Genomic DNA, 24,423 nt, shown 5'->3' on the forward strand with positions numbered 1-24,423 from the left:
TCTCATAGTGATTATAAATACATGCACTTTAACGAAACTTGAAAATAATGAAATAACTTTTTCTTCATTAAAATTTTTTATTTCATCATAAAAAATGATTTCTTTTTGGATATTTCACATCCTTTCCCATAGTAATCCTATAAGGTATAAACCATTTGTAACATTGAGAATATTCATGTATTTCCAATGTGAAATTATTGTAATGGATTGGAGAGCGGTTGAATATAGTTATTAAATCAAATAATGTTGAGAAAGTTTTATTTATTATATCGATAAAATTTTATGATGTAATTTATTACAAATAGATTAAGAAAAGAGTTTTAAATTTTTCTTAATCAGTTAGTGTGAAAATATCACATACTATTACATACAATCGAGTTACTTACATTTCATATTCAAAATAGAGAAAAGACACCTTGAATGGTGTCTTTTCTCTATTTTAATTCCATATACTTTTTACGCCTTTGTTATTTTTAAACGATTTGTAGGAGTTAATACAACTCGAACATCTAGTTCGTTATATGTTCGAATATATAATAAACATTATATGAATTACGAATGTATTTCAGGTAATTTTATAAATAAACTCAAAGATATCTTCTCCTCCTACTGTCATAAAAGAAATAATCTATTGCTTATTTCTTTTATTAAATTGTAATATAATTACAGTATGTGAAATTATATTACATTAACTTTAAAAGCGAAGTGAGAATAATCTTCACTTCGCTTTTTTCATTTGCAATCCTTGTTAAATTTGCTCAATGCAGTATTTATTTCCACATTCTTCGCTTTTATTTAATCGGTTTCTCTGTTTTTAAGACAAATGAACTTAATGCAGGAACTTTAATTTTATTGTCATGGACAACATAAAGTAGTTTACTTCCCGCCTGCTTGCCATCTACTAGTACTTTCCAAGGCCCTTTCGATGGAAGTGTTATTTCAACAGCTTCTCTATTTGCATTGTGAGCCACTGTAAAGTATTCATGTTTATTCCCCTCTATTATATAAGCTACAGTATTTTTTGGAGCATCAATAAATGATACGTGTGTTTTTATTTGCTCTGCAGATGTCATTCGAAAAGCTGAGTACTTTTTGCGTAATTCTATTAAACCCTTCATATAATCTACTTCATTATTAAACGTTGCACGGCGCAGCCAATCCATCTGGTTAATTGAGTCTGGAGATTTGTAACTATTATGATCACCGTATTTCGTCCGCATAAACTCTTGCCCTGCATGTAAAAATGGAATTCCTTGTGATGTTAATAAAATCGAAGAAGACAATTTGTGCATTTGTGTTCGCACTTCATCGCTGTCACCTGGATTAGTTAACTCAAGTTTATCCCATAATGTATGATTGTCATGTGCTTCCACATAAGTTAGCACCTGCTCTGGATCTTGATAGGTAGACGAATTTGTATCGTAGTCAATACCTGCCGTAATACCTTTTTTAATACGATCTTCCATGTTTTCCTTTCCATTTATAAAACCATTTTCTTTTTCCTCAAATACACTACCTTTTAACCCATCACGTATATTATCGTTAAAATGAGCAATCCCTTTCATTTTCTCTGCATTTTTTTGATTTGCTTTCAGCTCAGCTGCAAGAGGTGTATTTAAATCCCATCCTTCTCCGTGTAGTATAATAGAAGGGTCAATTTGATTAACAGCTTTACGTATTTCATTCATCGTTTCATAATCATGAATACCCATTAAATCAAAACGGAATCCATCTAAATTGTATTCTTTTGCCCAATATGTGACGGAATCTATCATAAATTTCCTCATCATTTTTCTTTCTGAAGCAGTATCATTTCCTACTCCAGTTCCATTTGCAAATGTTCCATCTTCATTGTAACGATAATAATAACCTGGAACTAACTTATGGAAATTAGATTCAGCAGCGTTATACATATGGTTATATACTACATCCATCACCACTCGAAGATTATTATCATGTAGTGTTTGAACCATTTGCTTTAATTCAGTTATTCGCACAGTCGGCTCATAAGGATTTGTAGAATAGGAGCCTTCTGGAACATTGAAATTTTTAGGATCATATCCCCAGTTATATTGCGGTTCATTTAAAGTCTCTTCATTTACAGAAGCATAATCAAATATCGGTAAAAACTGAACGTGAGTAACACCAAGATCCTTTATATGATCAAGTCCTGTTTTTACACCTTCTGGCCCTTTTGTTCCTTTTTCTGTTACACCTAAATACTTCCCTTTCTGTTTAATACCACTTTCAGATTGAATGGAAAGATCGCGTACATGTAACTCATAAATAATAGCATCTTCCGGATTTTTAAATTTTGGCTTTTTGTTTGCTTTCCATTTTTTCGGATTTGTTTCTTCTAAATTAACGACTGCACCTTTATCCCCATTTACAGAAGCAGCACGCACATATGGATCAACCGCTTCAGTCCACTTATCACCAATTTTGACCTTATACGTATAAAAGAGCCCTTTTTGGTTCCCCTTTAGTTCTGCTGTCCAAGTTCCCTTTTCACCTTGTTGCATGTTTATTTCAGCACCTATTTTATCGTTCCAGTTTTTATATGTAACTAACTTCGCTTCGCTTGCAGTAGGAGCCCATAAACGAAACTTTGTATGTTGCGGAGTATATGTATTTCCTAAATCGTTACCACCATAATAAAATAAATTATCAAATTCTTCGCTACGAATGACTTTACCAATTTCAGTATTCGTATCAGCTAAGTTTTCTATTTTAACTTTGTATGTTTGTTTTAAATCAATTTTCTGTTCCGTAATTATTTTGACCTTATTAGTAATATCTCCACTGTTTATATCATAAGGAGTAATATTCTTAATTTTAATGCCTTCAATTTCAATTTTCTTTTCCTTAATATGAAACGGGACATTAGTCGTTACAGTAATTTCATGGAAACTATCAATAGTTGCTTTTTGAATTGAGAGATCCGATGATGGCTTAGAATTATATACTTTTTCATCACCCGAAAGAATCCATACTTCAGCACGACCGTCCTTTATATTTTCAATCCAACGATCCCCACCATCTTTTTCCCATTCATTTGTTCGAACTATAAATCCTACACGATTATAGTCACCGTCTGTTTTTATCTTAGCGTATTTTCCAAATTCATCTTCACCAGTAAATTCATAAGATGTACCATTTGCATTTTCTCCCCATAACCAAAGATTCCAGTCTTTTGTATTTCCAAGCTTTTCTTTGTAATGAATGATAATTTCAGTTGTTTTCGAATTTGAAACTGCCTTCACACTCTGAAAGGAGAAAACAGATGATAACATAACGATTAAAGTAAGTAATAAAACTGTTTTGTTAATTAATCTTTTTATAATTTGCACCACATACACCCTTTCTTCAAATATTACTAACGATTTATTATGCTTTCACTACATAACACTGCTTAAATTAATCTAGAAATCTCTTTTACTTCACCTCCATATTGGCTATTTTTACGTATGTATTTCAATGACCTTTTAATACGAAAACGTTTGCATTAGTACTTAAAAAAATAGATTTGTTTATGCCTTCATATGTTTGTAAATGCTAAAAGATCAGGGAAATCATTTTAAAGCAATCGTTTGTTATCGCTTTCATTTTATAGACTTTCTATCAAGAGGTCAATATATTATTAATTTTCTGTTTTTATATATTTTAAACCTTATTTATTTGTCACAACTTCTTACAGGTAAAGTGCCTCATTATTGCTTAGTCAGTTTATTTTCAATAATACATTGCTACGTAAAAAACAGCTAATATCCTTAAAATGACATTAGCTGTTTTTCATAATGTATTAATATATGAATGATAACTATATTTCTAAATTACTTAATTTTTGCTGCATCAAATGCTTTTTGAACTGCTTGAACTTCAGCTGTATTCGCACCATATTTATTAGTTGCCACTCGAATACATGCTGATCTCAATTCTTTGAAATTAGAAGTCATGTTTAACTCATCTGTATTTGCATAATAGAAAATATCAAACATTTTATCTTCACCAATTCCTTTAACAGTTACTCCGTTATGAGTTCCGCCTTTTGCAATCAGATACGCAACTTTATTAATAATACTTGAATTAAAATGAACACCGCCTTGATCCCATCCATTAAAATCGTTAAATTCACTGTAATCATCTGGATAAGGCACTCCAAGTGAAGATGGCACAGAAGCTGGGTTTTCCATATCACGGAAAACAGATCCCGTTTGTTCTCCCATTGTCCAGTTAAAGTTTCCATTATTTACGTATTTCTCAATAGATGTTCCCATAATATCAGATAGCGCCTCATTAATCGCACCGGATTCCCCGTAATATTCAAGATTAGATTCGCTAGAAGTAACAGCATGTGTAAATTCATGTCCAGCTACGTCATATGCTTTAACAATAGGATCGCCATATACAAGCATACTTCCATTATTAGCACTTAATGCATTCTGCCAATTTTTCGGATCATTCGTCTCTTCAGAATCCCAAGCGTGTACAACTGAAACTACCTTTTGTCCCTTATTATCAAAGCTATTACGCTTGTATTTATCTTTATAAAAATCAAATACTTTTGTTGCTAAGTAATGAGCACTTACTGCTTTTGGATCGTTAAATGTTGCCGAAGTACTTGTCGCTAATGTACCAGGATAATAGCTTTCTTCTTTAGTAATATCTCTGTAATTCACATCATATGTTTCAATGCCTTGCCCTCTTGTATAATCAGCAAGAGCATATTTGCCATTACTTTGTTTAGAGATACCAAATGAACGATTAATACCTAAATCATCTTTTCCTGTTCCCGTTAATGATGTAAGGCTGCTTTGTTTACTTTTCTTTAAGGCTCCAACTAGTTTTTCACTTGCTTTTAAGTTAGATTCTTTTACCATATTTTTTAACATATCACCATTTTGTGCATTTACTAAATAAGTACCAGAAACATAGTTTGGTGTTGCAGCTTCGAAGGTAACTTGGTATGCATTGCTAGCTTGTCCATTATTTTCATCAACAAAAATAACCTCTTTAACTTCTGGCTCAGAAATAAACTTGATATCGTTCCCGTATTTCGTATAAATATATTGTTTTGCTTCATCTTTTGATAGATTAATAGTTTTTTTCAATTCTTCTTGTTTTAAATTTTGCGCGCTATCGCCTGAAACACTTTTAATAACACCCTTATTATCTACGTGTGCAGTTAATTGATGTCCATATACTTCTTTTCCTTCGTATGTTTGCTGCATACGCACAAGTGTAGTTCCATCATACGAACCACGTTTTTGAAGGACTTTATAATCTACTCCTGCTTCTCCATTGACTTGTTTTTGGGACAGAGCTTGTTCTGTTTTCTCCTTAAGTGCATCCTTTACTACATTTTCTGGTGCCTTTTGTGACGGCTGTGTAAGTTCACCCGAACGGAACGATTCCTCCTGAATTTGAACTTGTAGTTGATCTGTTTCCTCTGCATGACCTACCCCATATGGTGCCACAGCTGTTAAAGCTAATCCTGTTGTTAATGCTACCTTAGTTAATGTCTTTTTGTTTTTCATTATTTCACCTCGTATAATTTTTGAAATAGAAAGCTTGTACAAAGTATACTGTCTATTAATGTCTAAAAAAAGAGAAAATACACAATTTATGTAACATTATGCAAAATTACATAAATTAAGGATGATGCTACAATTAAAGAACAACTCATATAAATGCATTAATTTCAATAAAAAAGAGCTCCCTAAGACGCTCATCCAATTGGTTAGTTATTAATTATCTATATTCATTCTAATAAAAGTATACTTATATCTAAATAACAACATAAAAACCCACTCTTAACTATTTTAAGAGTGGGTTTCATGCTATTAAAATAACAATTACTATAAGAAATTTTATAATTTATATTTTTTTAGTAATCCTACTAAGTTTTTTGTAAAATTCACCTTTTGTCTTTACATGATTAAACTGATTTGGATTAATATTTGCTTTTTGTGAGAGTAATATAATCTCTTCTTTTGAAATTGAGTCTTTCGTATTTATAGATGCTATATTTGTGTATTTTCCGTCTTCTGTTTTTGGAATTTCTAAAATCCCTTTATTCACAAGATCAACTACCGCCTTATGCTCTGAAGAATGTAAATCTACACCAGTAATTTTCCAATTACGCATAACTTTTGGCGTGTATACACCGTTCTTTACCTCTTTTAAATATGTAATAGCAAGGTTACGAATGGTCCCACCTGTTTCTCCAAATGCATTCTCTTGTTTAGATGACCAAATTTGTTCAAACTTACGCCCCTCTAAAGCTCCTCCTTTTGCCTGAAGAGCCTCCATTCTATATGCATTCATTCCCAGCGTCATAGCATCGCTCATTTTGATTGGTTTGTTTGTACGAATAGAGCGTAAATTTGTAATTCTACTTCCATATGGTTTTGTTAAGTCAATTTCGTATTTTACGCCTCCAAAGAAATCGTTCGTACTGTATTTAGAGGCACGGCGGGTTTTATCAAAGCTAACGGTTACATCTCCGGCACGAGATGAGTTAAAATATCCTGCTGCCCATTCCATATAGTCTTTTAAATCTTTTCCAGAAATCTTATATACTGTAATTTCTCCCAAGGCATATTGGTAATTGTACGCAATATCTTTTTTCTTAATAGGACCTATATCTAAACGGGCATAATCATTATCAATTTGATGGGCTACTACATCTGCTTTACTGTAGTAGAGCATGACTTCATGAAAGAAATCTGATAAAGGTGTTTCTTGAATCTGAACACTTGGAATACCCTTTATTTCATTTTCAGGAACAAGATTTCTACCCTTTAATTGAGCCACTACAACATTTGCATCTCCTCTCGCATATTCGTGAAAAGGTGTTAATGTTTCTTCAAGTGTAGGATCAGATAATATCGTTGTTCCATCAGCATTTTTTACAGGTATAGCGGTAGCAGTTTTATTTTTTAAAGCCAACTTCCCATCTTGCTTTGTAAAAGTAAGGTCAATACGTGAAATATGTGTTCCATATTTATCTGGTTCTGTAATAATTACGCCATTTACAACTTCTTTTTTTACAAGTTTATGCATGTGAGCCGCAAAAATAGCGCTTAGTTCCGGACAAGCATTTGCAATATCTTGAACACCAGTACCAGGGATACCATTCTCATTTTCTAATCCCATATGCATAACTCCTACCATTACATCTACTTTACCTTCTAATTCCTTAATTGCCTTTTTCGTCTCTTCTACCGGATTTTTCACCACTAAACCATTTAAGTGATCTGTCCCTTTTTCAAAATCACTAATCATTGGTGTATTCATACCAATAATCCCAACTTTAATTCCACCTTTTTCTACAATTGTATATGCAGGAAGAAAGCGCTCTCCATTTTCCTTATAAATATTTCCTGCTAACGTTTTCCCCTTATATTGCTCACTAACTTTTTTCAATGTATCTAATCCAAAGTTGAATTCATGATTTCCAAATGCCCAGGCGTCATATCCCATTGTATTCATCGCTACCATCATTGGCGATTGTGGCTTATCGTTGAATAATTCTACTGAGTTTCCTTGAATTGTATCCCCGGCATCTACTAATATGGTATTTGGATTTTCTTGACGGACCTTCTTTATAACCGTATAAAGCTGTGTCAAACTTCCACTCATATTTGCTCCATCAAGCGCATAATCCCAAGGCATAAATCTACCATGAATATCTGCAGTACCTAACAATGTGATATTAACTTCAGATTCCTCAGCCTTAGAGATAGGTGGTTTGACTATTACTGCTGTTCCAAGCAGTAATAGAATTACAAAGTAACATACAAAGTTCTTCCATTTCATTTTTTGCATAATAATAATATTTCTCCCCTTTTTGTAATTTCATAAAGTTGCTTGAACTTTAAAAATGTAACTTATTATTCAGGAAACTTCAACTACAAAAGATAATTTTGAAGGTGGTTCTGTTGCAAAAATAAAGAGAATAAATTGCATACATCCTCTAACAGAATTGTATTTTATCATTTCCTGACAGAATACCCCTTTCTTAAGAGTGTGAAGTGTACTTTCAAAATAAGGACATATCATTTATCATCATAAAAATCATCATTTCAATTTATTAAAACGGGCATATACAATATGTTATGATGATTAATTTTTTGAATTTCGTTACTGATTTATCTCCTTCTAAATAAAAACACTTTCAAAAAAATAACCCCGCTCTTCATTTAAGACGGGGGTTACACTTATACAGAAAATCGGATAGTTTCATATTTTCTTAAGCTTATTGGTTACTTTCAACTAATTTCATTCTATTTTTGGTTTCTTCTGAATCAATAAGAATCAACCGTTTTCCCTGTTTATAATACGTATCGATAATAAATAGGGAATAATTTTTACTTTTCAATTTCACAAAGCAATTTTATCTCTTTGATTTGTAACATATGACGCTGTTCATGCAAATAGATCAGTTCTATCCACTGATCAAGGGGCAATTCTCCAAGAGCTGGATGCATCACTGATTTTTTCGCTAATACAGACTCATCTTCTATTGTACTCAGGAAACGCATCAATTCTTTTCTTGATTTGCTTAGCATATTGAGCATTTGCTGCACTTCAAATGGTTCTATACTTGGTTCAATCATTTCTGGAGCTATAAACTTTTTCGTTCTATCTAATAAAATAGTGTGAATTTCTTTACGCTCATTTTGGGTACTATCTAACTTTTTTAATCCTGACGAAATAACTGTTATCACTCTCTCATCTAATAAAACTAAATGATGACAAACTTGTGCAATACTCCATTTATCCTTATCTGGTTTCCTATTAAATTGAGCATTACTCAACAAAGTAATTTCCTCAACTAATTGATTTCTCGTTTCATAAAACTTGTCATTTACAATTGTATCCATGTGGATTCTCCTTTCATTGCAGCCTACATACTTAAATTTCTACGCTAGAAATATTATCTTCGAAAAAAGATTTTCTTTCACTACTATTCCAATTTCATTTTAAAACCACAAATGAAGTTATTTGTTTTATATATATTTTTAATTGGCACAAATAAATCAACCTTTAACTTTCCTTCTAGATCTTCAGCAACATTATTTAAGCAAAACTCTAAATTATCTCTATCATAATCTGCATCATACTCACTATTTGGTAGCCACTCTGCATACATGTATTGATACGCTTCACTTAATTTATGAGGTTCATCATAGAACTGGAATAGACCATATGTACCTCCATCTAATCTTTTAAATTGCACAGTATGATACTTTTCTTTATCGAAGTTTTCAGGAATCGTAATACATGCATCATGCCGGCACTTATGACTTGCAACAAGTTCAGGATTATCCAATGATATTCCGATAAATGATTGCTCTGGTGGATACAGTTTATTTTCAATTGACCAATTCAGTAACTTTCCCCAGTGATCTTGCGGTTCAAAGTAGCTACCAGTTCGTCTTATATACGCTACTTCTAATGGTGGTAATTTTTTTATAACAACTTTCATTTATATCTTCTCCCCTATAAATATGTACACTGTTTAATTAGCTTTCTTTAACATTTATTCCTTCTTAAATAAAAAGAATTCTCTAATCATATAAAGTGAAACTTTAATCAGCGGGAGATGAATTTGAATTGAAATATAATTGATTACTATTACTACTAAAGTAGTATGTACTTTCATACTTTTATTTGATTTTACATTCTTTTTAAAAGGTGGAGGATTTTAATTGATTAAAGGAATATACGAAGCGCATTTACCAGTATAATGTCCTATCAATTTATCATTAAATAAATGTAAAAAATGACCCTATTTATTCATTTTTAATGCGTATGTATGTACATTTGTTAATTTATTCGATATATTATGGGTATTGAATGATTACGTGAAGTGTATAGGTCGCTTATATAACACCTTATATTTTTATATCCGTGAAAACTACAAAGTGTATGAAAATCCATTTGTCAAATGAGTTTAGTGCGGAAGGAGGTTTGTGGTTACTTCATAGGGTATAATAATCAGTTTTTTACTGATAAAAATATAGGAGGCGACATAATGTTTCGTACGATTTCAAATTTCATGAGAGTAGCTGAGATAAGAAGGAAAATCCTTTTTACACTAGCGATGTTAATCGTTTTTCGAATTGGCACGTTTATTCCAGTTCCTCATACTAACGCAGAGGTATTAAAAGTACAAGATCAAGCTAACGTTCTAGGTATGTTAAACGTATTTGGCGGAGGAGCATTGCAACACTTCTCAATCTTTGCTGTAGGTATTACACCATATATTACAGCTTCCATCATAGTACAGTTACTACAAATGGATGTTATACCTAAATTTTCGGAATGGGCAAAGCAAGGAGAAATGGGCCGTAAGAAATCAGCTCAATTCACTCGATACTTTACAATCATTCTCGCATTCATACAGGCCATCGGAATGTCTTATGGCTTTAATAATATAGCAGGTGGACAATTAATAACAGATCAAAGCTGGACTACATACTTATTTATTGCGACAGTTTTAACTGCAGGTACTGCATTTTTACTTTGGTTAGGCGAACAAATTACCGCTAACGGAGTTGGTAATGGTATTTCGATGATTATCTTCGCAGGTCTTGTTGCTGCGATTCCAAATGTTGCAAATCAAATTTATTTACAACAATTCCAAAATGCTGGCGATCAGCTATTTATGCACATAATAAAAATTGTTTTAATTGGACTGGTAATTTTAGCGATAGTTGTTGGTGTTATTTACATTCAACAAGCTGTACGTAAAATAACGATCCAATATGCAAAAGCTGTTTCAGGAAACAATCAATATCAAGGAGCAAAAAACACTCATTTACCGCTTAAAGTAAATAGTGCTGGTGTTATACCAGTTATCTTTGCTTCTGCATTTTTAATGACGCCGCGTACAATTGCGCAGCTCTTCCCTGATTCAAGCGTATCAAAATGGTTAGTTGCAAATCTTGATTTCGCACATCCAATTGGAATGACACTTTATGTCGGTCTTATCGTTGCTTTCACATACTTCTACGCATTTATTCAAGTAAATCCTGAACAAATGGCTGAGAATTTGAAAAAGCAAAATGGATATGTTCCTGGTATTCGTCCTGGTAAAGCAACTGAACAATATGTAACTAAAATTCTATACCGTCTAACATTTATCGGTGCAATTTTCTTAGGTGCTATTTCTATATTACCGCTCGTATTCACGAAAATTGCTACGTTACCACCTTCTGCTCAAATTGGTGGTACAAGCTTACTTATCATTGTCGGTGTAGCACTAGAAACTATGAAGACGTTAGAAAGCCAGCTTGTAAAACGTCATTATAAAGGCTTTATTAAAAAAGTGAATTAATTATCAAAAACACAGTTGGTTATTTTTCCAACTGTGTTTTTGATTTTATCAGTCCTGTAATATACAGGGCTATTGCTTTATTAAACTACATCTCCTTCTCTAATAACCGCCCTTTTTTGAAATAAGTCCGTAGTGTTGAACGATTGGCCAAAAATACACCAATCAATATAAGACAAGCCCCCATTCCCATTGTAGGATTTAAAGGTTCTCCTAAAATGATATATCCCACAATTATTGCAATTAATGGTGATACATATAACCATGTCGATGGAAATACTGGATTTGTTTTTGATAAGAGCCAGTAATATAATCCGTGTCCACCAATCGATCCGATAAATATGAGATATAAAATAGGCCATTGCACACTCCATGAAGTTAATACGGTTACATTTGGTTGTTCTACAATAATAGATGCGATTAGTAGTAAAATCCCTCCATAAAACATTTGAATACCGTTAATAAGAAATGGTGATACATTTGATAAATCTGACAGTATTTCTTTCGAACGAATAGAGCCTATTCCGTAAAATAACTCCCCTATAACTAAAACAATACAAGCAATACTCCATATGAAACTTACTTGTTGATGCATTCCTGGTAAAGAAACAAATATAACACCTATTAGTGCAATAACTAAAGCAACGAGTTGTTCCTTTTGTAATTTCTCCCTATTCCTCTTTGCTTGTATTAATAAAATCATCATTGGCCCCGTAGCAGAAAGAACAGCAGCTAATCCCGAAGAAATATATTGTTCTGACCAATATAAACTTGCGAATGTCATAAATGTTAAACAAAATCCAGCATACATAATGCGTTTTGAAAATATATGTGGCATAATTTCTTTTCGCTTTAATTTAAAAATAATCATAAGGATTATGCCCGCTAAAAAGAAGCGAATTCCTGCTGAAAACAACGGTGGCGCCCCTGCTTCAATTCCAATTTTTATCGTTAAAAATGTTGTCCCGAAAATAATACATACTAAAATGTAATTAAAAATGACCATTTTGCTTCCTCCTTTTTACTCTTAGAATGAGTATAGAGGCTATGGTGTATAACAGTGTATCGGTACATATAACAGTTACTTCAAGTTGTAGTTGATTCCCTATATATTTTTCGCTTTAATTAAGTTAAAAAGAAAAATAGGTGAACCTATGAAAATTGTATTGCGTAAAGAAACAAACATACCGTATTACAAGCAAATATATATGCAAATTGTTGACAGAATACAAAGTGGTATGCTTTCACATGGTGAATCTCTTCCTTCTTTACGTTGTATGGCCACAGATTTACAAATCAATGTATTAACAGTTCGTAAAGCGTATAAACAGTTAGAAACGAAAGGGTATATACGCATCGAACAAGGAAAAGGTGCTTACATATATAAACGGGTAAAGAAAGATTTCAAACCAATTCCGTATAAATGGCAACAAACGAAAACGATTAATGTTATGCGTTCTCAATATGCAATGAATAAGCACCGTAAATATTATAATTTTTCACAAGCAATTCTGTATCCTCGTCTGTTACCAAATCCATTTTTGGCAGATGAAATGCATAAATTGCTGGATAAAAATCCGATGTTGTTAGCAACTTATGGGCCAGTTCAAGGCGATTATGAATTGCGAGTTGAAATAGCAAATTACTTACATGAACACCAGAAATTAGTGACAGACCCATCTCAATTATTAATTACAAGCGGCGCACAACAAGGAATTGATTTAATTGCTCAAACATTATTAAAACCTGGAGATATTGTATTGGTAGAAAGTCCATGTTACAGTGCTGCGCTTGATATTTTCATCAATAAAGGTGTTCAAATCATTCCCGTTTCTCTTGATAATCATGGAGTTCGCTCCGACTTAATTGATGATATTTGTCAAAGTAAAAATCCCGTTTTATTGTATACGAATCCCACCTTCCAGAATCCGACAGGTACAGTAATGAGTAAAGAACGAAGAATGGAACTTATAGAACTATCGGAGCTATATCAATTTTTTATTATTGAAGATGATTCTTTCGGAGAAATATATTTTGAGGATGCTATAATCCCGCCCCCAATCAAAAGTTTTGATAAGGATGGCCACGTAATATATATAAAAGGATTTAGTAAAACGTTAGCACCAGGACTGCGTATTGCAGCACTTATTGCCGATGGTCCTATTTTTGAATGGCTATATGCAGTAAAAGGTTCAATGGATATCGGTAGTCCTTTATTAACACAAAAGGCACTTCTACCGTTTTTACGTGCAGAACGTATGAAAAACCATTTAGAAAAATTACGTACAGCTTTACAAATGAGACGTGATTTAACAATTGATATATTATCGCCATTAAAAGAACTACACTTTGAAATACCAAATGGAGGTTTTAATTTATGGGTGACACTACCTGATTCGATAGATCCCTTTACCTTATTACAAAAAGCAAATGAAGTAGATGTCTCTTTTTTACCAGGAACAGCTTGTCTATTAAACTACGAAACAAATGATAACCAATTAAGAATTAGCTATTCAATGTTAAACGAGAAAGATATGGAAATTGGATTAGAGAAATTACATGATACAATACGAAAAAGTATTTGTTAGAAGCAATATCACATTAGCCAACAATAAATAATACCCGCAAATGAAAATGTATAGTATGGGATATTATCTATTGTTGAGCTTTTTCGTTATTCTTAACAACCGGTTTTAAAACTTGTCTTTCTTTTAATTCTTCAACACTGCCATATCGATCAATAACGATTGCTTTCATTTTCTCTCCTCCTTGCTGTTTATTTTAATAACATACAATTATTTCTCAAAATTTTTTGCCTTGAATTACCATATACTTATTTTTGGGGGTAATTATGCAAAAAGTATTATAAAGTGAAACTTTAATCATTCCTCACCAATCGGGCTCTTACTGCCCGGCAAATAGCGGGATGAATTTCAAAAAGAATCTTACACACATCTTAGAATTATTCAAAACTGTATTATTAATTAAATTCAAAAGAAATGGGGCTAACTTTATGAGTGAAAAGATATTTAAAATAAACGGTATTGATATATGTACAGAAAGCTTCGGTAACTCTAATGATCCCGCTATTTTATTAATTATGGGAGCTACTTGTTCAATGATATATTGGGATGAAGAATTTTGTGAACAGTTGGCGAACACAGGAAAATTTGTTATTCGCTTTGATAATCGCGATGTTGGACGCTCTGTTACATATGAACCTAGAACTTCCAATTATACAGTAACAGATATGGCTGAAGATGCAATTGGAGTACTAGATGCTTATCATATTAATAAAGCTCACCTATTTGGTATGTCATTAGGTGGTATGATTGCTCAAATTGCTGCTGTAAAACATCCCGAAAGAATTTTGACGCTGACTTTACTAGCGACTAGTGTAATAGGATCTGATGACAATACTCGCGATTTACCTCCAATGGATGAAAGGATTTTAACACATCATGTAAATGGCACAAGTATAGATTGGGCAAATAAAAATGATGTGGCAGAGTATTTAGTTTCAGGATCTCGTCTATTATGTGGATCAGAACGAATATTTGATGAAAATAGAGTTTATAAACAAGTAAAACAAGAAATAGAACGCGCAAACAATTTATTAAGTATGTTTAATCACGCTTTACTTCAAGGTGATGATGCATATGAAGGTGTACTTCAATCCATACAAGCACCTACATTAGTTATTCACGGAACAGACGATACAGCACTACCATTTGAACATGGCCTCGCACTAATTGATGAAATTCCAAACTCAGTACTATTAACCCTTAAAGGGGCAGGCCATGAAAACCATCCAGATGACTGGGAAAGCATAATTAACGCTGTTTCTAAACATACATCTAAAATTTAGATAAATAACTAATGGAAGGGGGCACAAATTGTGCCCCCTTCTAGTTACAAACAAAAACCCATCACTGTATTCGTATGTATAGTGATGGGGACTTTGTATATTTTTCTATGTTTAAAAAAATGGACAATCTAATTGATCAACAGATTCCCATAATTTTTTTTTTGCATTTTCGGTGGATGTATTTGTGTCTAGTGTCATGTTTTTAAAAGGGTTTACTTCGACTTTTAATAAGGATGAAGGCTCCACATATAATGAGAAAACATGGCTGCTTGGTAAAGCTTTTGAAACGTCAATATCTCCAACTTGTTTAAATAGTTGCTGCGCAGCAAAAAAGAAGAAATTAGTTGGATTTGATTGTTTATTCAGCCACGCAAGCATTTCAGGTGATACCGATTTATGAATATTGATTTTTACTCGATCACCACGTTTATATCGCCTAGATCGCATACTTCCACCAACTAACTTATCGTTAAGTTTGTAAATCCTAACTCTTTTTGCTTATGCTCTCTATATTTTGGCGAACAAGTATAGACTAATAATCCTCGTGCATTTGTAAATAACGGATTATCTACAAAGATTACATTTTTGAGTCGTCCTTTTTGCTTTAAAATCATTTTTAAACTGTTTTTAATAATTACTGCACCCCCGCCATAAATAAACACGTATGGATCGTCTTTCATATCATCAATTTTATTTATAATATCTGTTGCAACACGTGCTGCTAAACCTAATAGCGCTGGCTGTGATTCCTCAACTAATAAGGTATTTCTCGGATGCTTATCATTTAAATAAATTTGATTGAATTCTGTAATACTATCAATCGTTTTAGTTGGATACTTCCGGTTCCATCTCGTAATGATTTGTAGTAACGTCTCTTTTACACCATAAGATAAACCTTTACTTAGTTGCGGACGGAAATTCACCCCTAATGAAACGACTTCTTCTGTCGTCCCTGCACCAATATCAAAAGAGAGTAGAGTTTTATCTACAAAATCAATTTCAGAAACTTGATTTTGCTCACATTCTATTTTATGTTTCACAACATTTCCTTCTTCATCGTATACAATGCCCCACGTACCAGAAGCGCCCTCAGGCAGGCATTTACAATACTCAATTGAAACATTAATTGTCACATCGCGTCCGTTCGGATAATGGAAAATAACCTTATGATTTCCCATATAACGTTTTGCATTTTCAGCAGCTATTTCTTGTGTAATAAGCTGCATAGGAAGAGCGACAGATAAATCATAACGAATATTAATATGGCTAGAAGTTGGACTTTGACGCATAGCGCTTACCGCCAAACCTGATAGTATTGTAATAACCATTAACTCATCCGTTGACTTATTCGATTTCTTCTCTACCTCAGTACCTTTTAATTGATCTTGAATAACTTTTTCTCCAACGATGTATCGTACATTATTTAGCATTAACGATGGCGAACTTATAGTCACATCAATGTGGTTTTCTAATTCAGATAATGAAACATCTACCTCATCTAAGAGTCCTGTAGGCTCACCTATATATAAAGAATAAATACTCGGAATAAAAATAGGGTCTTGCCCTTTCACCATTAACTTCAAACCGTTGTTTCCTGCATCTGCACCAGCTTTTAAAAGTATAGACATAACTACCCCCTAAATTAATCTGACATCCCTTCCAAATATATGCGAGCCCATTCTTTTACATTCAAATGTATTGTAATTTTTTGATTATCATAAAACCAAAATATTGCATACTTACATATTTCGTGTAAAAAGTATTTGACATGATGATTTTCCAATTTTATACTTATATTTGTAAAAAGTTTTTTACAATCGAGGGGGCAATTATTTATTGAATACTAAAAAAACTATTTTTATAATCATTGTTTTAGCATTAATTGCAATACTAGTACATGGCACATATAAATACATAACTGAAGGTTCTATTTTAGGTGGTACGATTTTTGCTATTTCGTTAATACTTAGTAATTTAATTAATCACATTACTTGGGGAGATCCCCACGGTGTGTCAGAAGAAAGTCAAGATGAGATGGGACAACAAATTACATATAAAAGCTTTAAAATTGCGTATTTTGTACTTGTAGTTGTAATGTTCCTTTTATTAATCTTCTCCGAAGGATTTTCTATGGGGGCTAATTTAGATGGAGTAAAAAACCTCCCTCTGTTCATCGCAATTTGCTCTTCATTCTTTATTTATCCTATTGTCGAACTCATAGTTGCAAAACAATATAAGTAAAAAGATGAGGTTTTCTACATGTAGAAAACCTCATCTTTTTATATTTACATACTCTCTACAATTGCTTTTAATTTATTCACAGTCCGCCAATTCCTAACTGTAGCTGGTGTATGTGACTTCTGAAACTGGTTCATTAATTTAGAATTTCGAATGCTATTTTTGAAAAATAAATAAACGACCTTCTCATCTATATAGCAATCTTCAAGTTCACTTTTAAATGTAAGCAATTGACTACTCTCTTCTTCAGAAAGTACATTAGCTAAAAAAGCAATATGAACACTTTCTCCTTCTAACAATGAATGAACTTCATATGGACATTGTTTAATAATATTTATAAATTCATCATGTGTTCTTAGCATGACTGGAACATCGAAATCAAATTCTTTTTTTATTTCAGATTGTATTCGGTCCTTTAGAAAGTTTATACCTTCCTCAGATTCGAACACAATATTACCACTTTGTATATATGTTTTCACTTGTTTTAACCCTATTGATTCAAACACTCGTTTTAAATCAGCCATTTTGATTACTTTATGGCCACCGACATTGATTCCTCTTAGTAATGCAATATAAAGTGTCATATTATCCCCCCCACAGTAAAATGAACTTATCAATTGAATCGGTTTTCCCACTCATATTTCTCGGATATTTGTTTTAATTCTTCTAACATATCATGAATAGATAATACCTCAAATAAAATAATAGATTCACTTGAAAAATGGTGATGATAATGATTTGGTTTATAATCTTTTAAATCATTTTTATAACTCCAAGTTGGGATGTTAAAAAAATCACAAACTAACACTGTAAGAAAAACTGCAATCCCAGTTTTAATCACTCTTCCTCCAACGATATTCCATTTTCTATCTTGATTCATTTTTTATATCCTTCATTCCTGTTTCATTTTATATACATATATTATATATTGTTAAAATAAAAAAACCTACTACTTGAATATTCAAGAGTAAGTTTTCTATTTCATTATAGGTAAATGCATTATTATTTGTTGGCCAATTGGCCCCATTCTTCTAAAACCTTTATCTTGGAAACCAACTTTTGCATATAAATTTTGTGCAGGAATATTTCTTTCATTCACAGCAAGTACAACTTCATTTTTTATTGGAAAATAACGTTTTACAAACTCTTGTAATAGTGACAGTGATTTTTTAGCATATCCCTTCCCTTGTCTATTGTGATTTATAGAAAATGAAGTTAAAAGTAAAGCACCCTCATTATCTGTGAACTCCTTTACTCTATCTCCCGTTTCCAATGCGAAAAGACCCACCGGTACCCCATTGCGATCTAAAATAACAATCACATTTTTTGTATGATCACTTTTTGCTTTCTCCAGTAATGCGCTTGGATCTGATGTAAACTGAACTTGTTCACTTGGTAAAGTAAATGTTTGTATAACTTCTTTATATTTCTCCTTATACGGAGCTAATTGAATTTCCCCTGTGTGTATGTTCATGCTAAACTCTCCCATTTTTTAGCTTATTAACTTATACCTTGCTGTGCTTTTGAATGCACTCTTCCATCTAAAAAGGTAATTTCAACAAATGAATTTGGATCGTTCCCTTTCCAAGCAAAAATTTGTTTAATTTGTGTAGAATGCTCTACCCCTTCTTCTATAAGTAAATCTCCTTCAAAACCAATTAAATCTTTCACTTCTGTATAAGTCATTCCTTCATTTATACTCGAGAAATGATTTATATTGATAGACTCTTTCTGTTGCCTTTCCATCACAGTAGAAGAAGTTGCTGTTTGATTTTTCACTTCTTTTCTCTTTTCACACGCTGTCATACTGAAACCTAAGCATAAACTAAACAATATACATGCGCTTTTTTTCATCATAACAGTTGTCCCTCCCATCATAATTAAACCATATATTCCCTTAAAAATAAACTGAATATTTAATATTATACTTAAAAACCTCGCACAATTAAGTACGAGGCTAATTTCATTTATTCAAATGATTATTTGATTGATCATCCTGTTCTTTTCTTAACTCTTGTTCTTCATCTTTTGGTAATTGTTTATCATTATCTTTAATTGGATTCGTTTCTCGATTTTCAATCATATCATTTGGAACTTGTGGCATTACTCGTCCCACAATAGCCGCTAATTCATCTAGTATACCTTCACCTGTTTTTCCTTTTTTAATTTGCTTTCCGATTTGTTTGAGGCGTTCATACGTATCAACATCTGCTACAACGACTGCATTAGCACCGTCAGGGTCATTTTTTAAACTTTCTGCAACAGAATATTTAATTGATTCAACTCGAGTTCGATCAAGTTTTGCTTTTACATCAATACCTACAATAGCATATTTTCCAACAACGACCGCTGTTGCATCATTCACACCTGGCACACTTGCTGCTAAAGATGCTAAATGATCTGCTGCTTTTTCATTTGGCTTATTTGATTTATTCGTATAATTAACATTTTTCATTGAAACATTTTTTTGTTCCGGCTTTTCGTTTGGATTGTCTTTTTTTCCAATACTGCATCCAGTTATAACGAAGCAAAGCATCAATATATATATTAGAGTTTTCATTATTTTCACCACTTCACTATTAAGGTTTAATCATAAATTTTTTCAACAGCTTGCATTTTCTTTACCTTTTCCTCGGCCCCGCTATTAGCATTAATGAATATTTGGTACGTATCTTTTCCTAAAGTGCCTACAAATTCATAGCAAAGTACTTCATTATGCAAATCATTGACTACTAAAGCTTTACGTTCTTCCATAACTTTTACATCCGGATTGATTTTCTTTCTTGCTTCTGTTGCAGTTAGCTTTGCCGATGGAACTGTTCGCTTTTGATGTGACGCTAAGTATTCTTTTGCGGAGAACCCAACGATAGAACCATCATCTAAAGCAATTTTCATTTGGATTGCTTCTGGATAAATTCGTACTCCATTTTCATTTACTACATACGTAAATACACCAACATTATCATATTGAGAGCTATCATAAAGCTCCATATTATTAAACTTATGGTCCTTTAAAAATTTCAAACCTTTACTACCTGCATCGTTTAAACTAACTTTCTGTTCTTTAATTTCGCGGTTATTCATAACCCAAATTGGATATCCGCCTTTTCCGGTAATATCCATATAGAACTCATTGTTCGTTGCTTCATCTTTAATTTTCACACTATAGAAGGATTCTTTCGCACCTTTTCCGCTTTTCTCAACATCTACTTTTTCATTTCCTTTTAAATTCAAAAACGATTTGGCAATTTTCGCCGCTTCATCTTTAGAAATTGCCTTTCCTTCCGCTTCAAATCCACCTTTTTTATTTTTTTGCGCACTTGTAAAGGTCGGTCCGAAGTTTGTAGAAGAATATGATGTTACGTTTTTCTCTACAGTTTTCAATCCATCAATAATTGTGTTATCTGCTGGATCGCGATTTGATGCAAGTGCCATTTCTACATCCATCCAGCGTAAATTATTTTTCAAAACAAGATGTTGTACTTTTCTTAGTTCATCTTGTATATTTCCTGCATTTGAATATAAAGTTTGTAGCGTTTTATATTCTTGCTCATTTAACGGCTCTTTTTCTAAATCACGAATGGCTGCACGGTAACTGAAATCACCGATATTCGCTAAAAATTCTTCCGTTTTATTAAATGGCATTAATGTTAAAGGTAGTTGTCCTACATCTGAGCGAGCTTCAGATGTTAAACGCCATACATCCGCTAATGCAGGTGATAAAGATGATCGTGAATTCATCGCAAGTGTTGTGCCAATTTTATCGTGTAATAAATCGACTTCGTATGCTAAATCATGGAATGCACGTTGATAGCTATTTTCCGCTCGAATTAAAACTGCATTTTTCTCTTGGTGCTCTTTATAGCCCCAATAGCCTGTTCCTACTACACCGACTGTTAATAATACAATGATAATACCTCGTAACATTGTCCCACCTCCGCTCTATTTACAGAAAATATGTTTACCGATTTTTTTAATTTGTGGACGAGTCCAAATCCATTTACTAGTCGCAGTATCTGGATTGAAATAATATAAAGCATTTCCTGTTGGATCCCATCCGTTAATCGCATCTAAAACTGCTTTTTTTGCTGTTTCATTTGGTGTTAAATATATTTGTCCATCGGCTACCGCTGTAAATGCTCTAGGTTCAAAGATTACACCTGAAACAGTATTTGGGAATGATGCACTTGTAACACGGTTCAAAATAACAGCAGCTACTGCAACTTGTCCTAAATACGGTTCACCACGTGATTCTCCGTATACTGCGTTTGCCATAAGCTGAATATCATTTTGAGAATAACCGTTCGGAACATTTGTCCCTTTATTTTGAGGTGGTTTATTCTCTTGTGCAGTTCCGCCGCTATTTCCTTTATTTGTTGTCGTCCCTTTATTAGCAGTTGACTTGTCATACTTCGTTGCCTTCACGAGCATTTGCTTCGTTTTAGCTCCAGCTAAACCATCAACGGGTAATCCGAATTTCTCTTGAAAATTCCGAAGTGCCCAATATGTACCCCATCCGAAAACACCATCCACTTTTCCCGTATAAAACCCGTTATATTTCAAACGAGATTGCAGTTCAATGACATCTTCGCCAGATGCTCCTCTTTGAATAACTTGATTAGAAAAAGCTTCTACATTCTTTAGTTGTATACTACTGACCATTAAAGACAGTCCTATGAACGCAAGTAAAACTGCTATTTTAAAAATAGCTTTTTGGCGCATAATTTTCCCTCCTTAATTACGGAAATGATTTCTTGGTTATGTTTTGTAAAAGCCTCGCTTTTATGTAAAGAAGACAAAAAAATCCAAACTAATATCGTTGAAAAAATATGTAAACAATATAAAAAAAGGATAAAAGGAGTTCATCATGAAGAAATCTTTAAAACACATCGCACTCGTCATTCTGTTCCTAACAACATGTTCAAATATATATACAGGCTCATCAATTGTTCATGCGCAGCCACCGTATGCCAAATGGGGTAAACTTGCCGTAGAAAAGACGAAAGAACAATACCCAAAAGCAGAAATTATTGACTATCTTCATATAGGTAGAAAACCAAAAACAGTTCAAATAACTGTTGAAAAATTTAAATTGTGGTTACGTGAGAACGGAAAAGAATACGGTGTTTTTGTTGATGTAGAATTTGAAACGAAGACGGAGAAATTTATAAAGCTGTCGTTTCAGAAGACGAGTAGATAAAGTGAAACTTTAATCAGTGGGGGTTTTGTTCATCTCCCACTGATCATCAGCCCTCACCAATCGGACTTTTACGGGCAGCCCGACAAATAGCTGGATAAAGTGAAACCCCCACTGTTAAAAACAGACACAGTGGGGGTTCTTGCATTTCTAAAATTCTTTTCTAAAGTTTCGATTCCCTAAAAATCTTACCAATATACAAATAGCACCAATTACAACTGCTATCCCTATACTGTATAAAAGTACTTTACCATATCCACCTATTCTCGGATCTAAAAACGGATATGGATACCAATTCACGATTGGACCACGTATTAAGCTATATACAACGTAAAAAAATGGAAATAAAAGCCAACTTGCAGCTTGTTTCCAAGTGATTTTCTTAATAGGTGGATTTAAAATCCAATCTAAAAGCATTGTAATCGGCATGATATAATGTAGCACAGTATTTACCCATGGTATTGCCGTTTGAAGTGATTCTTCTAACCCTCTTAATAATAAAAAATAAATGAGTCCAGTCGTAAGTATGTATACCGTTGCTGCACCACGAAGTATACCAAACTGTTCTGAGCGACCAAATGTAGCTGTTCCGATACTACTTAAAAGGAGAATACATGCAACTAAAATGTTACTTTCGATAGTGAAGAAACTAAAAAAGTTAACTGGGTTGAACGGTTTCACTTGTGCCCGTATTATAAATTGCGTAATGATTGTACTAAATGCTAGAAGGCTTAAACATAGTCTAAATAAAGATAAAATTTTTTCATCTTTCATACATTCCCTCCTTTTCTTATATATAATTAGAATTTCCCTGTACATGCTCAATAAATAATTTTAACGGAACGAGCCCACGTTTTGGCATATGACTACTTATAATAGCTACTACTTCTAATTGAGGAATGATAACGATGTATTGTCCGCCGTATCCCATAGCGAAATATATACAATACGGTATGTGAAATCTTTCGTTATGTAATACCCACCAGTGATATCCATATGCGCCCACATGTTCATATGTTTCAAATTGCGCCCTACTTGACTCTTCTAACCATTTCGCTGATACAATTTCTTTTTCATTCCAATATCCATTTTGCAAACATAATTTTCCTAATTTTAATAAATCGGTAGATTTCATTTTCATACCGAAGCCACCTACATATATACCCTGCGGATCTTGTTGCCACTCGTATTCGTTAATTTTTAATGGATCAAATAAATATTTCTTTGCAAACCGCTCTGTCGACATTCCAGTAGCTTCTTGAATAATATAGCTCAGTAAATGAGAAGAACCTGAATTATAATTCATTTTTGTAGCAGGTTCTTCAATTATTGGCTTCTCTAATATGTACTGTACCCAGTTCTCTGATTCTACAAAGTCATTTGGGAATACTACTCCATTCCCAAACTCTTTCCAGTCCTCACCAGTAGTCATTGTTAATAAGTGATATAGCGTTAAATCATGTTTTTCCCCAGGTACATTTTCAATCCACTCTGTAATTGATGTATGTATATCATTTATATAGCCCTTATCAATTGCAATACCAATTAATAAAGATACGATACTTTTTGTAATCGAATTTATTTTATATAAATTATTTGCACATTCGGGTGTTTTATAATACTCAGTTGTTAATTCCCCTTTTTGATAAACAAGAAATGTATTCACTTTTTTCTTTTCGAATTTATTTTCTAGTTGCTTGAAATCCAAAAACTTTACCTCCATTTAAATAGTTACTCCATTTATTATATCTTGTTCCTTCATTTTAAACATAATTG

21 protein-coding genes and 1 pseudogene are annotated in these 24,423 nt (G+C 32.9%); 5 read left to right on the forward strand and 17 right to left on the reverse strand.

Going from position 1 to position 24,423, the window contains the following annotated elements; genetic code table 11:
* Positions 1 to 791: 791 nt before the first annotated feature.
* The 5 genes from pulA to ACTFRU_RS01860 form a co-directional block, all read right to left on the reverse strand.
* Positions 792 to 3,350: a type I pullulanase gene (gene pulA, locus ACTFRU_RS01840; RefSeq protein ID WP_290102513.1), complete on the reverse strand. Its 2,559-nt coding sequence runs from the start codon at positions 3,348 to 3,350 to the stop codon at positions 792 to 794.
* A gap of 483 nt (positions 3,351 to 3,833) precedes the next feature.
* A complete protein-coding gene (locus tag ACTFRU_RS01845) occupies positions 3,834 to 5,537 on the reverse strand; it encodes a M4 family metallopeptidase (RefSeq protein WP_000791448.1) in 1,704 nt (567 codons plus the stop codon).
* A gap of 340 nt (positions 5,538 to 5,877) precedes the next feature.
* On the reverse strand, positions 5,878 to 7,830 hold the full coding sequence (locus tag ACTFRU_RS01850; protein ID WP_001171052.1) for a bifunctional metallophosphatase/5'-nucleotidase: 1,953 nt from the start codon (positions 7,828 to 7,830) through the stop codon (positions 5,878 to 5,880).
* Positions 7,831 to 8,372: 542 nt separating this feature from the next.
* Entirely contained in the window at positions 8,373 to 8,888 is a 516-nt protein-coding gene (locus tag ACTFRU_RS01855; RefSeq protein ID WP_025709449.1) for a DinB family protein, read from the reverse strand.
* 83 nt (positions 8,889 to 8,971) lie between these two features.
* Positions 8,972 to 9,493, reverse strand: a complete 522-nt coding sequence (locus tag ACTFRU_RS01860) for an AraC family transcriptional regulator (RefSeq protein WP_166695082.1) — start codon at positions 9,491 to 9,493, stop codon at positions 8,972 to 8,974.
* A gap of 549 nt (positions 9,494 to 10,042) precedes the next feature.
* Here ACTFRU_RS01860 and secY point away from each other — a divergent pair.
* The gene (gene secY, locus ACTFRU_RS01865) at positions 10,043 to 11,347 is read left to right on the forward strand and encodes a preprotein translocase subunit SecY (protein WP_290102514.1); all 1,305 of its coding nucleotides are present in this window, start codon (positions 10,043 to 10,045) and stop codon (positions 11,345 to 11,347) included.
* Between the two features lie 85 nt (positions 11,348 to 11,432).
* Here secY and ACTFRU_RS01870 read toward each other — a convergent pair whose 3' ends face one another.
* Positions 11,433 to 12,350, reverse strand: coding sequence for a DMT family transporter (locus ACTFRU_RS01870; protein WP_000234337.1), 918 nt, complete (start codon positions 12,348 to 12,350; stop codon positions 11,433 to 11,435).
* A 148-nt stretch (positions 12,351 to 12,498) separates the two neighbouring features.
* Between ACTFRU_RS01870 and pdxR the strand changes: the two genes are divergently transcribed.
* A complete protein-coding gene (pdxR, locus tag ACTFRU_RS01875) occupies positions 12,499 to 13,932 on the forward strand; it encodes a MocR-like pyridoxine biosynthesis transcription factor PdxR (RefSeq protein WP_006922681.1) in 1,434 nt (477 codons plus the stop codon).
* Positions 13,933 to 14,357: 425 nt separating this feature from the next.
* Positions 14,358 to 15,212 carry an alpha/beta fold hydrolase gene (locus tag ACTFRU_RS01880; protein WP_001290788.1) on the forward strand — a complete coding sequence of 285 codons (855 nt, stop codon included), beginning with the start codon at positions 14,358 to 14,360 and terminating at the stop codon, positions 15,210 to 15,212.
* Between the two features lie 111 nt (positions 15,213 to 15,323).
* Here ACTFRU_RS01880 and ACTFRU_RS01885 read toward each other — a convergent pair whose 3' ends face one another.
* Positions 15,324 to 15,659: a hypothetical protein gene (locus ACTFRU_RS01885; RefSeq protein WP_001257760.1), complete on the reverse strand. Its 336-nt coding sequence runs from the start codon at positions 15,657 to 15,659 to the stop codon at positions 15,324 to 15,326.
* An 11-nt stretch (positions 15,660 to 15,670) separates the two neighbouring features.
* Entirely contained in the window at positions 15,671 to 16,840 is a 1,170-nt protein-coding gene (locus ACTFRU_RS01890; protein ID WP_000025622.1) for a ParM/StbA family protein, read from the reverse strand.
* Between the two features lie 208 nt (positions 16,841 to 17,048).
* Here ACTFRU_RS01890 and ACTFRU_RS01895 point away from each other — a divergent pair, with 208 nt between their 5' ends.
* Positions 17,049 to 17,453: a hypothetical protein gene (locus ACTFRU_RS01895; RefSeq protein ID WP_001093141.1), complete on the forward strand. Its 405-nt coding sequence runs from the start codon at positions 17,049 to 17,051 to the stop codon at positions 17,451 to 17,453.
* Positions 17,454 to 17,497: 44 nt separating this feature from the next.
* Here the strand turns inward: ACTFRU_RS01895 and ACTFRU_RS01900 are convergent, their stop codons facing one another.
* From ACTFRU_RS01900 to sleB, 7 genes and pseudogenes are all read right to left on the reverse strand, one after another.
* Positions 17,498 to 18,034: a DUF1697 domain-containing protein gene (locus ACTFRU_RS01900; protein ID WP_016122631.1), complete on the reverse strand. Its 537-nt coding sequence runs from the start codon at positions 18,032 to 18,034 to the stop codon at positions 17,498 to 17,500.
* Between the two features lie 224 nt (positions 18,035 to 18,258).
* Positions 18,259 to 18,330 (reverse strand): annotated as a pseudogene (locus ACTFRU_RS01905) (hypothetical protein); the annotation flags it as partial.
* Positions 18,331 to 18,426: 96 nt separating this feature from the next.
* Positions 18,427 to 18,939 carry a GNAT family N-acetyltransferase gene (locus ACTFRU_RS01910; RefSeq protein WP_440037426.1) on the reverse strand — a complete coding sequence of 171 codons (513 nt, stop codon included), beginning with the start codon at positions 18,937 to 18,939 and terminating at the stop codon, positions 18,427 to 18,429.
* Positions 18,940 to 18,950: 11 nt separating this feature from the next.
* Positions 18,951 to 19,307 carry a hypothetical protein gene (locus ACTFRU_RS01915; protein ID WP_440037427.1) on the reverse strand — a complete coding sequence of 119 codons (357 nt, stop codon included), beginning with the start codon at positions 19,305 to 19,307 and terminating at the stop codon, positions 18,951 to 18,953.
* 106 nt (positions 19,308 to 19,413) lie between these two features.
* Entirely contained in the window at positions 19,414 to 20,010 is a 597-nt protein-coding gene (locus ACTFRU_RS01920; protein WP_000854053.1) for a YhcN/YlaJ family sporulation lipoprotein, read from the reverse strand.
* A gap of 26 nt (positions 20,011 to 20,036) precedes the next feature.
* On the reverse strand, positions 20,037 to 21,377 hold the full coding sequence (gene ypeB, locus ACTFRU_RS01925; protein WP_086388210.1) for a germination protein YpeB: 1,341 nt from the start codon (positions 21,375 to 21,377) through the stop codon (positions 20,037 to 20,039).
* 15 nt (positions 21,378 to 21,392) lie between these two features.
* Positions 21,393 to 22,172, reverse strand: a complete 780-nt coding sequence (gene sleB / locus ACTFRU_RS01930) for a spore cortex-lytic enzyme (RefSeq protein ID WP_001249053.1) — start codon at positions 22,170 to 22,172, stop codon at positions 21,393 to 21,395.
* 145 nt (positions 22,173 to 22,317) lie between these two features.
* On the opposite strand from sleB, the gene ACTFRU_RS01935 reads away from it, so the two are divergent.
* Complete coding sequence (locus tag ACTFRU_RS01935; protein ID WP_000749105.1) at positions 22,318 to 22,650, forward strand: DUF3889 domain-containing protein; 333 nt, start codon at positions 22,318 to 22,320, stop codon at positions 22,648 to 22,650.
* 147 nt (positions 22,651 to 22,797) lie between these two features.
* On the opposite strand, the gene ACTFRU_RS01940 is transcribed toward ACTFRU_RS01935, so the two are convergent.
* Together ACTFRU_RS01940 and ACTFRU_RS01945 are read right to left on the reverse strand one after the other, a co-directional pair.
* Positions 22,798 to 23,421, reverse strand: a complete 624-nt coding sequence (locus tag ACTFRU_RS01940) for a Pr6Pr family membrane protein (protein WP_000650958.1) — start codon at positions 23,419 to 23,421, stop codon at positions 22,798 to 22,800.
* 16 nt (positions 23,422 to 23,437) lie between these two features.
* Positions 23,438 to 24,355, reverse strand: coding sequence for a serine hydrolase domain-containing protein (locus ACTFRU_RS01945; protein WP_086388211.1), 918 nt, complete (start codon positions 24,353 to 24,355; stop codon positions 23,438 to 23,440).
* Positions 24,356 to 24,423 lie beyond the last annotated feature (68 nt).

The organism is Bacillus cereus group sp. MYBK220-1 (genome assembly GCF_051916445.1).
Taxonomy (GTDB): Bacteria; Bacillota; Bacilli; order Bacillales; family Bacillaceae_G; genus Bacillus_A; species Bacillus_A cereus.